This is a genomic window from Amycolatopsis coloradensis (assembly GCF_037997115.1).
Taxonomy (GTDB): domain Bacteria; phylum Actinomycetota; class Actinomycetes; order Mycobacteriales; family Pseudonocardiaceae; genus Amycolatopsis; species Amycolatopsis coloradensis_A.
Window position 1 is genome coordinate 4,133,830 of record NZ_CP150484.1, and the last position, 15,332, is coordinate 4,149,161.

Annotated in this window: 16 protein-coding genes; 11 read left to right on the forward strand and 5 right to left on the reverse strand. The window is 69.2% G+C overall.

All coding sequences use genetic code 11. The features are described from left to right. Nucleotides 1-76 precede the first annotated feature (76 nt). From LCL61_RS19350 to LCL61_RS19365, 4 genes are all read left to right on the forward strand, one after another. Complete coding sequence (locus LCL61_RS19350) at nt 77-820, forward strand: helix-turn-helix domain-containing GNAT family N-acetyltransferase (RefSeq protein ID WP_340688137.1); 744 nt, start codon at nt 77-79, stop codon at nt 818-820. Nucleotides 821-1,092: 272 nt separating this feature from the next. Further along, a complete protein-coding gene (locus LCL61_RS19355) occupies nt 1,093-1,461 on the forward strand; it encodes a roadblock/LC7 domain-containing protein (RefSeq protein WP_219150733.1) in 369 nt (122 codons plus the stop codon). Between the two features lie 25 nt (nt 1,462-1,486). Further along, nucleotides 1,487-1,858 carry a hypothetical protein gene (locus LCL61_RS19360; protein WP_340688138.1) on the forward strand — a complete coding sequence of 124 codons (372 nt, stop codon included), beginning with the start codon at nt 1,487-1,489 and terminating at the stop codon, nt 1,856-1,858. 22 nt (nt 1,859-1,880) lie between these two features. Further along, on the forward strand, nt 1,881-2,606 hold the full coding sequence (locus LCL61_RS19365; RefSeq protein WP_340688139.1) for a hypothetical protein: 726 nt from the start codon (nt 1,881-1,883) through the stop codon (nt 2,604-2,606). A gap of 57 nt (nt 2,607-2,663) precedes the next feature. Here the strand turns inward: LCL61_RS19365 and LCL61_RS19370 are convergent, their stop codons facing one another. Further along, entirely contained in the window at nt 2,664-3,788 is a 1,125-nt protein-coding gene (locus tag LCL61_RS19370) for a S1 family peptidase (protein ID WP_340688140.1), read from the reverse strand. Nucleotides 3,789-3,996: 208 nt separating this feature from the next. Between LCL61_RS19370 and LCL61_RS19375 the strand changes: the two genes are divergently transcribed. The 6 genes from LCL61_RS19375 to LCL61_RS19400 all read left to right on the forward strand — a co-directional run bounded on the left by LCL61_RS19375 (nt 3,997) and on the right by LCL61_RS19400 (nt 10,130). Further along, nucleotides 3,997-5,646 (forward strand): fatty acyl-AMP ligase, encoded by a 1,650-nt coding sequence (locus tag LCL61_RS19375; protein WP_340688141.1) that lies wholly within the window; start codon nt 3,997-3,999, stop codon nt 5,644-5,646. Then, nucleotides 5,639-5,902, forward strand: a complete 264-nt coding sequence (locus LCL61_RS19380; RefSeq protein WP_199745729.1) for an acyl carrier protein — start codon at nt 5,639-5,641, stop codon at nt 5,900-5,902. The genes LCL61_RS19375 and LCL61_RS19380 overlap by 8 nt, the downstream gene beginning before the upstream one ends. 5 nt (nt 5,903-5,907) lie before the next feature. Then, nucleotides 5,908-6,219, forward strand: a complete 312-nt coding sequence (locus LCL61_RS19385; protein WP_340688142.1) for a hypothetical protein — start codon at nt 5,908-5,910, stop codon at nt 6,217-6,219. Continuing rightward, nucleotides 6,219-9,155 carry a WXG100 family type VII secretion target gene (locus LCL61_RS19390; protein ID WP_340688143.1) on the forward strand — a complete coding sequence of 979 codons (2,937 nt, stop codon included), beginning with the start codon at nt 6,219-6,221 and terminating at the stop codon, nt 9,153-9,155. Before LCL61_RS19385 ends, LCL61_RS19390 begins: the two co-directional genes overlap by 1 nt. A 20-nt stretch (nt 9,156-9,175) precedes the next feature. Continuing rightward, entirely contained in the window at nt 9,176-9,574 is a 399-nt protein-coding gene (locus tag LCL61_RS19395; RefSeq protein ID WP_340688144.1) for a hypothetical protein, read from the forward strand. A 109-nt stretch (nt 9,575-9,683) separates the two neighbouring features. After that, nucleotides 9,684-10,130: an SRPBCC family protein gene (locus LCL61_RS19400; RefSeq protein ID WP_340688145.1), complete on the forward strand. Its 447-nt coding sequence runs from the start codon at nt 9,684-9,686 to the stop codon at nt 10,128-10,130. A 19-nt stretch (nt 10,131-10,149) separates the two neighbouring features. Here LCL61_RS19400 and LCL61_RS19405 read toward each other — a convergent pair whose 3' ends face one another. The 3 genes from LCL61_RS19405 to LCL61_RS19415 all read right to left on the reverse strand — a co-directional run bounded on the left by LCL61_RS19405 (nt 10,150) and on the right by LCL61_RS19415 (nt 13,490). Beyond that, the gene (locus LCL61_RS19405) at nt 10,150-11,208 is read right to left on the reverse strand and encodes an NAD-dependent epimerase/dehydratase family protein (protein ID WP_340688146.1); all 1,059 of its coding nucleotides are present in this window, start codon (nt 11,206-11,208) and stop codon (nt 10,150-10,152) included. Further along, nucleotides 11,205-12,788 (reverse strand): NAD(P)/FAD-dependent oxidoreductase, encoded by a 1,584-nt coding sequence (locus tag LCL61_RS19410; RefSeq protein ID WP_340688626.1) that lies wholly within the window; start codon nt 12,786-12,788, stop codon nt 11,205-11,207. Before LCL61_RS19410 ends, LCL61_RS19405 begins: the two co-directional genes overlap by 4 nt. A gap of 483 nt (nt 12,789-13,271) precedes the next feature. Beyond that, nucleotides 13,272-13,490, reverse strand: coding sequence for an arylamine N-acetyltransferase (locus LCL61_RS19415; RefSeq protein ID WP_340688147.1), 219 nt, complete (start codon nt 13,488-13,490; stop codon nt 13,272-13,274). Between the two features lie 112 nt (nt 13,491-13,602). Between LCL61_RS19415 and LCL61_RS19420 the strand changes: the two genes are divergently transcribed. Further along, nucleotides 13,603-14,190: a TetR/AcrR family transcriptional regulator gene (locus tag LCL61_RS19420; RefSeq protein ID WP_340688148.1), complete on the forward strand. Its 588-nt coding sequence runs from the start codon at nt 13,603-13,605 to the stop codon at nt 14,188-14,190. 10 nt (nt 14,191-14,200) lie between these two features. Here LCL61_RS19420 and LCL61_RS19425 read toward each other — a convergent pair whose 3' ends face one another. Beyond that, complete coding sequence (locus LCL61_RS19425) at nt 14,201-15,262, reverse strand: hypothetical protein (RefSeq protein WP_340688149.1); 1,062 nt, start codon at nt 15,260-15,262, stop codon at nt 14,201-14,203. Nucleotides 15,263-15,332: the final 70 nt, after the last annotated feature.

The window sequence follows — 15,332 nt, forward strand, 5'->3', positions numbered from 1 at the left end:
CGATTGAACCGACGCGGAGGACTGTATCGACAGGCATCGATTGACGCAACCATCGATGTTGGTCGATACTGGATGCATGACCACTGGCGTCCTGCCCGAAAGCGAAGCCGCGACGTACGCCGGCTGGTTCGCCTGCCTGGCTGAGCCGATGCGGGTGAAACTGCTGCACGCGGTCGCGACGTCGTCCGGCGGCCTCACCGTCGGCACTCTGACCGAAATCCTCGGAACGAGTCAATCCACGTGCTCGCACCACGTCCGGAAACTCGCCGAAGTCGGTTTCCTGCACCTGCGGAAAGAGGGCACCGCCACGGTCGTCACGATCAACCAGGCCTGCTGCAGCGGGCTCCCGCACGCGGCCGACGCCGTCATGGGCCTGCTCGCCCCACGGCCCTGCTGTCCGGACGACGTGCCCGATGACGTCGTCGTCCGACCGGCGGTCGGCGGCGAAAGGCTTGACGCGGACTGGCTGCCTGGGCACTGCTGGGTCGCCGAGGTCGACGGCGAAGTCGTCGGCTGGATCGCGGCGACCCCGGTCTCGGGTCGCGATGGTCATCGAGGCGTCGCCGAAACCTCTGTCCACGTCGTCGAAGGTCACCGCGGTCGCGGGGTGGGCAAGGCTCTGATCCACAAACAGGTCACGGAGGCCGATGCCGCCGGGATCCGGACTTTGCAGACCTCGGTCCTCACCGACGACCGAGCCGGGATCGCGTTGCATCGCAGCGCCGGCTATCGCACGGTCGGCATCCGCGAACGGATCGTCGAGCGTGACGGCGTCTGGTGCGACACCGTTTTCCTGGAACGCCGCAGCTCCGCCGACTGAAGTCCGCCCGTTATCGCTGATCACCCATTTCGAAGTCGTCGGGTAGTCGCAGACCGTGCCGGTATCAGGTGTCGCCGGCACGAATGTTCCGGCGACCTGCTGCGTACACGGAAAGTGCTTGAGCCGATCGCGTGATGCCGATACCCAGTTTCTTGGACGCGTAGGTTACGGCGGACTTCGGTGGTACGGTCCATCGCGGTCGAGAACCTCGTCGAGTGATCATTGCCTCGTGTCATTCAGTGATGGGCCTTCGGAAAAAGAGAGTATGAGTAGTGGATTTCGACGCACTGATCGCCGAATTGCGAAACCTGCGGGACAACGTCACCGGGGTGACCGACACGGTGATAGCCGCGGTCGACGGAATACCGATAGTCGCCGACGCGGCGAAGAACATCGACCCCGCGGAGGTCTCCGCGCTGGCCGCCGCGAATCTCGGGATCGCGCGCCAGGCGGCCGAGGTGACCGGGAAGGGGACGCTCCGGCAGACCGTGGTGTTCAGCAGCGACGGCTACATGGCCGTCTACGCCATCGACCGGATGGCGCTCATGGTGATCATGGGAGACCGGCAGCTGAACGTCGGCCGACTTCTTTTCGAATGCCGCCCTGTCATCGACCGGATCAGCTCGATATTGGCCGCATAGAAGCCAGACGAAGAAAGTGAGTTCGATGAACATCGAAAACGCGCTGAAGGAATCCATGTCGATCGCCGGAGCGGTCGGTGTCGCGCTGGTCGATTACGAGAGCGGGATGTCGCTCGGCACGAGCGGGGGTGGTGATTGGTTCAACCTGGAGGTCGCGGCCGCGGGCAACACCGATGTCGTCAGGTCGAAGATGCGGGTCATGTCCGCGCTGTCGCTCAACGACAGCATCGAGGACATCCTCATCACGTTGCATCGCCAATACCATCTGATCCGGCTGCTGGATGCCATGAACGCCAGGAGTTCCCTTTTCCTGTACCTGGTGCTGGACCGGGATCAGGCGAATCTCGCGCTGGCTCGGCACTACCTCAAGCGTATCGAGGCGGAACTGCAGGTCTGAACACGAACGGAGGAAGCCGGCGATGACCGGAGTCGCGTCCAGTCACCACGTGCTCGTCGCCGGCTCGGCGCTCATGGGCAGTCTCGGCCCGTTGTTCCCGGCGGGGTTGAAGCTCATCGGCGATCGGCTCGAATTGGTGTTCGCCCTGCCGGGCGGCGGCACCGACCGCCACACCACGGATTCCGCACCGTCGGACCATCCGTTCGTCGCGGTGAAGGAGCGGATCCGGCTCGGTGCAGGCACCGGCATACCGCCACCGCGGTTCTTTCTCGACACCGGCAACAGGTGGACGCGGTTGCACGTGGAGCTCACCGGACTCGCGGTGCGGGCGGTGATCGTGCTGCCGGACGAGCTTACGGCCGGGTCACTCAACGCACCGTATCTCGGGTGCTGGCAGCACCAGGTTCCCGGTTCCGTGCGGCTCGCGATGGACGAGATCGCGCGGATCCTCGCCCGGTGCCGCCATCGGGCCGGCGGACCGGAACCACTGATCGACCTGGAGCTGGACTATGTGCCGGACCGTGATTTCGAGGCCGTGTTCGCGCGAGCCCATGGTCCGGTCAGGCCGTTCATCGCCCCCGTCCGTCCCGCGTTCAAGATGCGCTGGCACGCGGTGACACCCGCGCAGCGCAAGGCTTTCGCCGTCGATTTGATCGACGTGACGACCGCGGGCCGGTGGCTTCGACGCAAGCCGACCGCGAGGATCATGGGACTCGACGTGGAACTACCGCCGAGGCCTTGGCGTTAACCCCGGATGGTGGTGAGCGGCGATCCGGTGCGGCCCGGATCGCCGCTCACGATCGTGTCAGGCGGTGACGAGGGACAAGCCGTAGTTCTGCAGGATCTCGTTCACCGGCTGGAACCAGGTCTCACCGCCGGAGCCGCAGTTGCCCCAGCCGCCGGAGGTGACTCCCTGCGCTTGGTCGCCGGTGATGAAGGAGCCGCCGGAGTCGCCGGGTTCCGCGCAGACGTTGGTGCGGGTCATCTGGTGCACCGCGCCCTGCGAGTAGTTGACCGTCTCGTTGTGCCCCAGCACGGTGCCGCAGTGCCAGTGTGTCGTCGAACCGGACCGGCACACCGAGGTGCCGACCGGCGCGACCCACGAGCCGCGGACGAGCGCGTCGCTGACGGTGCCCCAGCCGAGGACGACCGGCGCGGTCCACCAGCCGTTGCCGATCCGGATGAAGGCGTAGTCGTTGCCGGGGAAGGAAGAACCGGCGAAGTTGCCCATCGCCGAGCCGTCCCAGCCGACTACGGAACTGCCGGTGCCGCCACAGTGGCCGGCGCTGACGAAGCCGCCGTGGACGGAGAATCCGATGGAGCAGCGGGTGTTCCCGTTGATGTAGTACGGGTCGCCGCCGACGGTGCCCGCTGCGAACGGCTCGGCCTTGGGCGCGGTGACCACCGTGACCGGACCGGATTTCCTCGCCCTGGCGAGGAAGTCGTCGACGTCGGAACCGTGCCCGCCCGGCCGCACCGCGACCACGACGCTGCCGCTGCGCGGGTCGGCGCGCCAGCCGCTGACGGCGGCGGGAGCGGGCTTGGTCTTGGCCGACATGTCGATTTCGGCCTTGGCCGCGTCGAGCCGGGCCGCGCTGATCGCGACCGCGGTGGGCTCGGCGCCGGCCTGCCGGACGGCGGAAACGGCGGCGGGGTCGGTCACCCCGACGACGAGTTTGCCGCGCGCCGGATCGAACCAGGCGCCGCCGAACGCCGCACCGGCGGCCTGCTGGGCGACGGGCAGCACCCGCGACGCGGTCATCTCCTGGGTGAGCCTGGTCGAGGCCTGCGCGGCGGTGAGCCCCAGATCCCGCTGCATGGCGGCGATCAATCCGGGGGAAGCCTGTGCGACCGGGGCGAGGGCGGCGGATGTGAGACTCGCGGTCAGGACGGCGGCGCCACCGACTGCCAGGGCGATTCTTCGACGCATGGTCTAGTCCTCCAAGGTCGGGGGAAAGAAACACACTGCCCGCCGAGTGTGCGGCCGTGGTCCGGGAAAGAGCGAGGAATGTCCGGTCTTCTGTCCGGAATTCACAAGAGCGAATTCCGGCGGACCGGGTCGGGAATCGTCTACTTAGGACGAACAGCGGCACGGGCCCTCCGAGCGCCCCCGCAAGGGTTCCAGTACGTTGCCGGATATGACCGCGTCGCCGGAGGATGTGCCGGAGCAGGTGCTGCGCACCTCGATCGTGGAGCGGTTGTTCGCTCGTGAAGCCGACTCGCGCCCGCTGTTCACGCACCAGGACCACAGTGCCGGTGTGGACAGCACCGTCACCTGGACGGAGTTCGTCTCACGCGTGCGAGTGGTCGCGGGCGCGCTGCGCCTGGTCGCCCGGCCGGGTGATCGCGTCGCCGTGCTCACCGGCCAGGACCTGAATTACCCCTTGGCGTTCTTCGGAGCGCTCGCCGCCGGGCTCGTCGCCGTGCCGTTGATGGCACCGGGCAGTCCTTCCCAGCGAGCCAGGCTCACCGGCGTGCTGGAGGACAGTGGCGCGCGGGTCTGGCTGACCTCGTCGGCCGCCGCCGCGAAGGTGGGCGAAGCGGGCACACCGGACCACCTGATCGTGGTCGACGAGCTTTCCGGACCTCCGGCCGATCCGGTTCCGGTCGCACCGGAAAGCCCCGCCTATCTGCAGTACACGTCCGGGTCGACACGGGAGCCCGCCGGCGCCGTGATCCCGCACCGGGCGGTCGCCGCCGCCTGCTGGCAGGCGAGCCGGGCCTACGCCGTCGACGAGGGCACGACCTGCGTCGGCTGGATCCCGTTCTTCCACGACATGGGCCTGATCCAGCTTCTGTGCCTGCCGGTCCACGCGGGGGCGCGATCGGTGTTCATGTCGCCCGCCGAATTCGTGCATCGTCCGGTGAGATGGCTGCGTCAGCTCGCCGATCACCCGGCCGTGTTCACCGCAGCGCCGAACTTCGCGTTCGACCTGGCCGTCGATGCGGCCGGAGAAGCGGGGGACGACCTCGACCTCTCCGCCGTCCGGGTCGCGCTCAACGGCGCCGAGCCGGTGCGGCCGGACACGGTCGCGCGCTTCCTGGAGGCCTTCGGCCCGCGTGGATTCCGTGCCGAGGCACACCGTCCGTCGTATGGCCTTGCCGAGGCCACCGTGTACGTCGCGAGCGCGGGCGCGGAAGGACCGCGTAGTGCGGTGTTCGACCGCGAAGCCCTCGCGCAGGGCCAGGCGATCGAGGTGCCGGAAGGTCAGGAACTCGTCTCGGTCGGTCGTCCGCTCGGTCAACGGGTCCGGATCGTCCGGGACGGGGTGGTGCGGCCCGACGGCCTGGCCGGGGAGATCTGGATCCACGGGCCGAACGTCGCGGCGGGGTACTGGGGCCGTGGCGACGCCGCCGCGTTCGGCGGCGAACTCGACGGCGTCGGCGGCTGGCTGCGCACCGGCGACCTCGGCGTGGTCCATCGCGGAGACCTCTACATCACCGGCAGGCTCAAGGATCTCATCGTCATCGACGGCCGCAACTTCCATCCGCAGGACATCGAGGCGGTGGCGGGCGAGGCGCATCCGGCGATCCGCCGCGACCGCGTCGCCGCGTTCGGTGTCACGGACGAAAGGGGAGAAGGGGCGATGTTGGTAGCCGAATGGGCAAAGAACGCCGAAGTGGATGTCAAAGAAGTGACGAGAGTGGTATTGCGCGCGGTTTCACGCGAACATGATCTGACGTTGCGATCGGTACGCCTGGTTCCTTCCGGTGACCTTCCGCGTACTTCCAGTGGCAAGGTCGCGCGGGCCGCGGCGAGGGCGCGTTATAGTCGGCCCCGTGGGTGATCACCGCGCGGAGGTCGTGAAGGTCGTCAGTGAGACTTTTCGGCTTGATCCCGCCGAAATCGAGTCCGACGCGCCGCTCGAGGAGCTGGGTATCGACTCCAAGGGACGGATAAGACTCCTGTCGGCGCTGGAGATCTACCACGACGTGAGGATTGATCTGGACCAGCTGGACCGGTTCACCGACATCGGGTCGGTGGCCGAAGTGCTCGCAGAGGCACTCGGCGGTAAGGCCGACGGATCCGACGAAAGGCGCTGAAAAGAATGAGCGGGGGCTTCACCGCGGCGACCGATGCGCTTTCTTCGGCATCGAAGAACATCGGAAAGCTGACGGAACAGTTGCTCGAAGACAACCCGGATCTGTCGAGCACACCGGTGAACGCGGCAGGCTTCGGCCAGGCGCACGGCGACCACGCGAAGAAGTACACCGACGGGGTGGCGGCGTTGTGGGCGTCGGTCCAGGGGTACAGCACCACGCTCGGCTCGTTCGGCACGAACCTCGGTACCGCCGCCACCGCCTACGGCACCAACGAGGACGAGCAGAAGGACAAGATCACCAAGACTGGGATGCGCTAGTGGCCGACAAAACCACCTGGACCGACGTCAAAGCCGTTCTCGACGACCCGGCCGTTCCCGCCGAACAGAAGACCAAGCTCATCGGCTCCTGGATGCGGACGCATCCGGCGCCCCCGCCGTGGTCGGCGGACCAGGAGCCGGAGGAGATCAAGCAGAAACGCAAGGAAGCCGAGAAGTACGCGGCCTCCTACAACGCCGTCCCGTTCCTGGCCTCGGACGACGTCGACAGCGTCTACGGCGAAGCGAAGAAGGCCGGAGATCAGGCCAGCTTCACCCAGAACGAAGAGACGAAGGCCGTCGACGAAGGCGGCAAGAAGCTGGACGGCGCGAAGGAACCCACCGCGGAGGGCGCCGGGACCAAGACGTCGGACGAGATCTTCGACGCCGCCGCGCCCGCGCTCAAGGTCTTCCAGACCTTCGGCTCGCTGCTGGCGAAGGTCCCGGAAGACTGCCGTGGGACCTCGCGCGCGCTCGATTTCGAGAAGGACATCAAGAAGCCGTTCGACGAGCAGCGCGGGATCAGCTTCAAGAACTTCGTAGACGACGCCGCCCACTTCAAGACCGGTTCGAAGACCGTCGAGAAGGCCATCCAGGACACCGGTTCGCAGCTGAACACGCTGTACGGGACCTGGACAGGGAAGGCCGCGGACGCCTCCTCGGAGAACTACAACGAGAAGATCCTCCCGAAGGCCAAGAAACTCTCGCAGACACTGAACAACGCGAGCGAAGCGACGCTGCACACCACAGCCACGGTGTTCAAACTGTGCAAGGGCAAGGCCGACACGGTCGTCGACCTCTACAAGGAGGTCGTCGGCAAAGCGGACTTCGCGATGGCGCAGAAGGTCATCGCCATCGCCGCCGGCGAGAAGAGCGGCAAGGAGGACCTCGGCGCGATCGCGGGCTGGATGGACGTCAACTTCGGCTCCAACCTGGTCCAGCAGCTGAACAACGACGGCTGCTGCGACGACGACGAGTTCAAGAAGGCGGGCCAGGACCTCGCCAAGCAGTGGATCCAGAACCAGTTCATCCCCGAGATGTGGACCATCATCTACGAGGGATTCGCCAAGTCCTGCAAGGAAACCAAGGATTTCGTCAACCAGGCCTACGACGAGCTCGACAAGGTCATGGGCAAGGTCAAGAACGAGTTCGAGGGCGCCGGTGACAAGGGCGGCGCGGGTGGAGCCGGCGGTACGGGCGGCGGGCCCGGCGGCGGTCAGGGCCCGGACTTCACCGGTGGCCAGGGCGGTCCGGGAGGTGGCCCTGGCGGCTCGGGAACCGGCGGACCCGGTGGCGGCCCCGGCGATGGACCGGGTGGTTCGGGCAAGGGCCCCGACTTCACCGGCGGCACCGGCGGTGGGCCGGGCGGCGGTCCCGAGGGTGGCTCTGGCGGCGGTCCCGGCGCGGGTGGCTCGGGTCCGGGCGGCGGTGGTACGGGTCCGACGGGCGATGTCAAACCCCCGCCGGTCCCGGACGTGAAGATTCCCGAGAGCGGTTCCGGATCGCCGGGTGGTTCCGGCGGTGGCCCCGGTGGCGGCCTCGGCGGTGGTCCGGACGCGAACAAGGACCAGACGTCACCCTCGGGTTCGACTCCGCCGCCGTCGAACGGCGACGAGCAGAAGGCCGCGGCCGAAGAGGCGAAGAAACAGGCCGCCGCGGCGGCGGAGAACGCGAAGAAGCAGGCGTCCGAAGCGTTGGGCAAGCTGGGCGACGGTCCGGCCGGGTCCGACCTCGGCGGTTCCGGGGGCTCTGGGCCGGGTGGTCCGGGCCCGGGCGGCGGCCCCGGTGGCAGTGGCAACACGGACGCCGCGGCCGAAGCCAAGGCGGCGGCCGAAAAGGCCGGTGAAGAGGCGAAGAAGCAGGCTTCCGACGCGCTGAACAAGCTCGGCGACGCCCCCGGCGGCATGGGCGACACCGACGCGAAGGACGGCGACTCGAAGGACGGCGAGAAGGCCGCCGACGAGGCGAAGAAGAAGGCGTCGGACGCCTTGGACAAGCTCGGTGACGAGCTTTCCGGCGAAGACAAGCTGACCGGTGACAAACCCGGTGAGGACGGCGACAAGGCCGAAGACGGCGAACGCGAGACTCTCAAGGTCAAGCAGGGCGACACGACCTTCGAGATGACCGAGCCGGACAAAGACGGCGAGATGGAGATCAAGGTCGGGGACGGTTCCGGGCCCGCCAAGGACTTCAAGCTCGACTGGACCGGTGAGGGTGACGAGTCCAAGCTGGGATCCACGCCGGATTCGGACGACGGGAAACCGGACAAGGACGGCGTCCATCGTCCCGGGCCGGACGGCAAGATCCACATCCAGGACGGCGATGTGAAGATCACCGCCGAACGCCCCGACGGTCCGTCCGGGCCGACGGTCGTCACCGTCGACGACGGCACCGGCAAGCCGACCACGTACACCCTCGGCGAGGACAAGCCCGCCACGGACAAGGCAGCGCACCCCGCGACGCCCGTCACCGGGACGGCGCAGCCCGACTCCAAGCCGGCGTTCACCCCGCACCACGGTGGCGGCGGAACCGTCCCCGACGGGATCGGCGTCCCCGCCGGTGACACCAGCGGCGGTGGCGGTGGTGGCGGTGCCTCGGCGCAGTCGATGCCCTTCGAAACCGCGAGCCCCGCGACAGGCCAGTCGCTCAGCGAAGGCCTGCACACCGGCGGCGGTGGGACACAGCAGCCGCAGCCCGTGGCTTCGGGTGCCCCGCCCGCTCCGATGGGCGGCCCGTCGGGACAGTCGTTCGGCGGCGGCGCGATGCCGCCGATGGGCATGGGCGCCGGCGGAGGTGGCGGCCAGGGCGGAGACCAGGAACGGACCAACCGCGCGTACCGGATCGAGGGCGAGGTGTTCGACCAGATCAACGAACCCACCGGCCGGATCTCCGGTTCGTTGCTGGACGATGAGGATCAGTCGGTCACCCGCAAGCGGTGAGCCGGGGCAGGGGAGAACAGATGAGCGCCGATGACACCGCCACCATGAAGGCGACCCTGGACGGCCTGGTCCGCGAGCAGTCGGAGCGCCGGGCGCTGCGGGACAAACGCGCCGACGAGATCAAGGCGAGCTCGCAGGAGTTCATGACCAAACAGGTCCAGACCGCTCAGCGTTACGTCGAGCACCGGCGGGAGCTGGGGCAGCGCAAGACGAAGTCCGGTTGGAGCACCGACCGGTCGCACGCGCAGCCGGGGGCGGCGTCACCTTTCGAAGACGACCCTGTGGACATGGCGGCTCCGTTCGCTTCGGAGCCGCCTGTCCGCTCGGGGCGGGACACGCCCCGGCGCGCTCCCCGCGCACGCCCGGCACCGGCGGACGACGAGGACGACGCCTTCCTCAACAACCGCTGGCGCGACTGAACTCCCCGTCAGACGGGCGGCACGGGTTTGCCCTTGCCGCCGCAGGGTATCCGGCTCGGGTGAAGCGAGCCGGAAACGAGCCGGCCGGGTATCCAGGGCGGATGAGTTCATGGTCGACGTGAAGATGACGGTAGACACTTCTCCCGAGCGCGTGTTCGAGGTGCTCGCCGACGGCTGGACCTACGCGGCCTGGGTCGTGGGAGCCTCCCACATTCGTGACGTCGACAAGGGCTGGCCGGCGAGGGGAACGCGGATCCACCACTGCGTCGGCTCTTGGCCCCTCCTGCTCGACGACGTCACCAAGGTGCACGCCGTCGACCCGCCGAGGCTGCTCGAACTCGAGGCGCGGGCCTGGCCTTTCGGTACCGCGCGGATCCGGTTGGAACTGCGGGAAACCGCGTCGGCGACCACGGAGATCCTGATGTCCGAGCAGGCGACCCGCGGGCCTGGCCGCGTGCTGCCGGAGGCCGCGCAGGCGCTCTTCCTGGTACCGAGGAACCGGGAATCCCTGCGACGTCTCGCGGATCTCGCCAAGGGGCGCGAAGCCGCCGATTGAGGACGGACTTTTCAGCCGCTCAACCGCGAGACTGATCCTGATGGCTCGGCCGCCCGAGCCGGATCCGGTCGCGAGGCGGGTCGAGGGGGTGGCTGTCGCCCCGTCGCCCGGCGCGGATGGCGGCGAGCAGTTCCCTGATCGTGGCCGCCGCGTCGTGCCGAGGTCGCCAGCCGAGTTCCTCCCGTGCGCGCCGGGTGTCCACAAGGGACGCTCGGTCAGCGAGCCGCAGCCAGGACGGATGCAGTGGTTGCAGGCCCAGCCGCCAGCTCGGCCAGGCCAGTCCGGTCAGCAGCCTCAACGGGACGGGAACCCGGAACCCGCCTGCCAGCGCGGCGAGGTCGCGGCTGTCGAGGACGGGCTCGCCGGCGAGGTTGAACGCACCGGTCGCACGGCGGTCGAGGATCGCCCGGATCGCTTGTGCCACATCGTCGGAGTGCACCACCTGCATCCGCAGCCCCGGCCACAACGGCACCGGCAGCCCTTTGCCGCCCAGCGGTAACGGTGGCGCCAGCGGGCTGAGCAGCCACCCCGAGAACTCGGCCGCGGCGTCCGGCTGCACGACACCGCACGGACGGATCCGCGCCACCCCGATCCCCGGCTGATCACGGCAGAATTCGTCCAATTTGGACTCGAAAGCCGCTTTTCCCGCGCTGTAGGCGCTTTCCGGAAGTCCGCCGCAGGGCCATTCCTCATTCACCTCGTCCCACCGGTCGGCCGGTGTGTAGGCGGCGACCGACGACGCGCACACGATGTGGTTCACGCCGGCGTCGGCGGCCGCGCGCAGGGCGTTCGCGCTGCCCGCCATGTTGGTCCGGCGCATCGCCGGATCGTCGGCGCGCGGATGGATGGCCCAGGCGAGGTGCACCACGGCGTCGGCGCCTTCGAAGATCTCGGTCAACCGCGGCCAGGCGTCGTTCGCGCCGATGTCCTGCTGGACCCAGCGGGCCGACGAGTAGGGCGCGGCCGTCGTGTCGGGGCGGCGGCGTGCCACTCCCAGCACGTCGTGCTCGTCTCCGGCCAGCGCCCGGAGCAGGGCGGTCCCGATGTTCCCGCTCGCGCCGGTGACGACGATCTTCATCGGTAGACGGCGCGGTGCGCGGCACGCACCGTCGCGCGGTAGACGGAACCGGCCCAGCCGTCCCGGGCGAGGGCCGCCCTGGCGGCGTTCGATCCGGGCGCGCCGTGCACCGCGCCACCGGGATGCGCCGACGCGGACGCCAGGAAGAGCCGGTCGATCGGGGTGTCCGCCCGGCCGAGACCGGGGACGGGCCGGAAGAACAGTTGTTGCTGGATGGCCGCGGTCCCGGCGTTGATCGAACCTTCCACCAGGCTGTGGTTCCCTTCCTCCAGTTCGGCGGGCCCGGCGATCGCCCGGCCCGCGACCAGGCCGCGGAAACCGGGTGCGTGCCTCTCGATGACCTCTTCCATCCGGTCCGCGTGGCTGCGCAACCGGGAAGGGGACCAGGTCTCGCCCCTCGGCACATGCGTGTAGGCCCAGGCCGATTCGGTGCCGGCGGGGGAGCGGGTCGGGTCGGCGGTGGTCATCTGCCCGAGCAGCAGGAACGGGTCGCCGGGCACTCGCCCGCAGGCCAGGTCGTTGGCGATCCCGGCGAGGCCGTCGAGATCCGCTCCGATGTGGACGGTCCCGGCCTCGCCGACTTCGGTGGCGCTCCACGGGATGGGCGAGGACAACGCCCAGTCCACCTTGATCGTGGCGTCGTCCCAGACGAACCGGTCCAGATCGGACACCAGTCGCGCGGGAAGGTGCCCGGCGCCGATCAGATCCCGGTAGAGCACCGGAGCGGGGACGTCGGCGAGCACCGCCCGCCGGGCACGCACCCGTCGGCCGTCCGCGTCCCGGACACCCACCGCACGGCCGCCCGAGAGCGTCACTTCGGTGACCGGCGTGCCACAGACGATCTCCCCGCCCCTGGCGGACAGCCGATTTACCAGCGCGTCGGTCAGACAGCCAGCCCCGCCTTCCGGGACCGGGAATCCGACGTCCTGACCGAGCATGGTCAGCAGCCAGCCGAAGACACCGCTCCCGGCCTGGTCCGGGCCGAGGTCGGTGTGCATGGCGTTGCCCGCGAGCAGCAGACGGGCGCCCTCGCCGTCGAACTTCTCCTTGCCGAGACCGCGGGCGGTCAAGGTCAGCATCCTCGCCAGCCGGAGCGATTCCGCCGTGCCGAGCGTCTTGACCAGCCGCGCCCCCGGCCGCACCGGCGGAAAGGGGCGCACGATCGCGTCGAGCAGCGGTTCGCGCAGACGCCGCCAGTTCGCGTATTCGGCCCGCAGCTTGTCCGCGTCCCGTTTGTCGAACTGCGCCACGGAACGCGCGGTGCGGTCAAGGTCACGGGACTGCAGGACGTACCGGTCGTCGGGCAGCACATGCGCCAGCACGGCCGGGGCGTGCCGCCACCGCAGGCCGTGGTCTTCGAGATCCAGCCCGGCGAGCACCGGCGACGCCGCACCGAGCGGGTAGAAAGCGCTGTAGACGTCGTTGCGGAAACCGGGAGCGGTGAGTTCCTCGGTCCGTACCGCGCCACCGGGCTTGGCGGTGGCCTCGATGACCAGTGTCTCCCAGCCGGCGTCGGCCAGGAGATTGGCCGCGACCAGGCCGTTCGGCCCCGATCCGATCACCACGGCGTCGACTTCCATGATCAGGGCATACCCCGGACAGGCGGGTTCAACCCCTGTCGTCCGACTTCGCCTGGATGGCCAGCCACGCCTCGTGCTGCTCTTCGGTCTTGGCCAGAGGGCCGCCAGTTCCCCGGCGCCGATGTCCTCCACCGGGATCCGGAACTCCCGCAGCGTCTGGGCGAACTCGTCGAGAGAGGACAGCGTGCGGCGTTCGCCGTCGCCGCGTCTGACCGTGCGCGCGCGAAGTGCCAGCTCGCGTCCGTCACGATGATGTTGAGCCACGAGCACCCTGGCGAACGGGACTCCGGCGACCTGATCTCGTCCCGTTCGGCGAATTCGGTGACCTCGCGGGGCACGGTGCGGAAGTCGCAGGAGTCGACCGTGCCACCGGGATGGTGGTGCATCCGCCAGGTCTCGCCGTCGACGTCGACCAGCAGGGTGATATGGTTGCCCATTGGCCTTCGCCGCGAGTCGAGCGCAGGACGGCGGCTGCCACGACGGTCACCTCGAATCCGGCCGCCCGCAGCAAAGGGCGAGCGCACCGTTCATCTCATAGCAGAGCCCGCCCCGCCGACGGCGCGTGAACTTGTCGATCAACGCTTCCGGGTCGAGCAGGATCGTCTTGCCGAGTTGGAGGTCGAGGTTCTCGTAGGGCACTCGCAGCCGCCACGCGCGGTGCAGGTTCCGGAGCGTGGCCGGAGCCGGCCGGACGGGGCTCACGGTATTCCAGCCGGTCGAGGAACGCGTCGAGGACCATGCGGCGCTCCTCGGGTAGATAGACTCTAAAATTAGAGTAGATCTAATTTTGACGTCGATCCAGTACGCTGGCGTCATGATCGAGCCGGTGGGGTTGCGGGAACGGAAGAAATGGCGCACCCGGAAGGTGGTGATCGAGACGGCGTACCGGCTCTTCGAACGGCAGGGCTACGACCGGACGACCACCGCCGAGATCGCCGCGGCCGCCGAGGTGTCCACCGCGACGTTCTTCAACCACTTCGCGACGAAGGAAGACCTGGTCCTCACCGGCGACGGCGAGCACATTCTGCGCGTGGGCCTGGACGTGCTCGCCGCGCGCGAGGCGGGAGAGACACCTGCAACGCTTCTGCGGCGCGCGATGCTCGGGATGCTCGCCGAGGCGGGCGCTGGGCTCCGCGATCCGGCGGCCGCGCCCGAGCGGATCCGGCTGGACCTGATCACGTCGGTGCCGTCGTTGCGCGCGACGATGCTGCAGCGGGCCTTCGACGCTCAGGAGCGGCTTTCGGCCGCGCTGTGCCAAGCCTGCGAGATCGACGAGGTCGACGCCGCGGCGCTGGTCGGCTCGGCCACTGGGGCGGTCTTCGCCGCCGGGCGAACGGCCCTCCGCCTCGGGACTCCGCTCGACGAGGCGATGCGGCGGGCGATCGAGCTCGCGACGGCCTGACCGGGCGGCTTCACGAACGGTGCCAGGCGATCCCGCGGTATGCGGAGCTGTCCGCCGCGAAGCCGTAGCCGATGATGACGGTGCCGCTCGCGTTGATGTGCTGGGCCATGACCGCCGTGATACCGCGGGGGGACGGGAGCGGGAAGGGTGTCGTGTCCGCGTCCCAGCACACCGGCCGCGCCGTTTCCGGGCTCTCGGACTCGCCGACGACGGTCCCGGCTTCGTCGATGTCGAAACACGTGCTGGCGACGTCAGAAGGCAGGGGCCGGAGCACGGTGGGCCGTCCATCGCGATCCCAGCGCGCGCCGATGCCGCGCCGGTCCGGGGTCAGGCCCCAGCCGATCGCGACACCTCCTCCGGTGATCCGGACGACCTGTCCCGCGGAGAACTCCGGTTCCCCGGTCAGCAGGACGGTGCCTCCGTCACGGTTCCACACGACCCCGTCGCCGAGGATGGCGCCGGAGTCGGTGATCCCGCACGCCGTCGCGCGGCGGGGCGGGGGCAGTGTGCTGATCTTCCCCGACGACGACCAGCGCACCGCGGTGCGGACGCCCGAGCTGTTCCTGGCCGATCCGACGACTTCGTCCAGCCCGTTCAGGTCCTCCCCTTGCGTCTCGCCGTCCCCGGGCAGGGAGGCGAGTTCGACGGCTTCCCCGCCCGGTTCCCAGCGCAGTGCCCGCCAGCGATAGCCCGGCCACATCGCGTTCCCCAGTATCGACCCGCGTGCGTTCACCCGGCACGCCGTGCCGGAGACCGCCCCGTCGGGGAGTTCGAGCGCGCGCACCCGGCCGTCGGGCCGCCAGCACACGGGCCGGAGTTGCTCTCCGGCGAGGAGTGAACCCGCGATGACCCCCGCGGCGTTGACGCTGACCGCGCGTCCGCCGGAACAGCCGTCGAGGATCGGCAACGGCGTGGGATCCTCGTCGCGGTCCCAGCGCACCGGCCGCGACCCCGACTCGCCCACGATCACCCCGGCGTCGTTCACGCAGTAGGCGCCGGTGCTCTCGCCGTCCGAGAGCGGCCGCAAGCCGACCGCCGTGAATCCGGGTCTTTGGGGTATCGGATCGGGCACGAGTGGGCAGCCTAGTGCGACGGCGCACGCGATGGGGAAACTTGCACTGACCGGGTGACACGGCACTCCA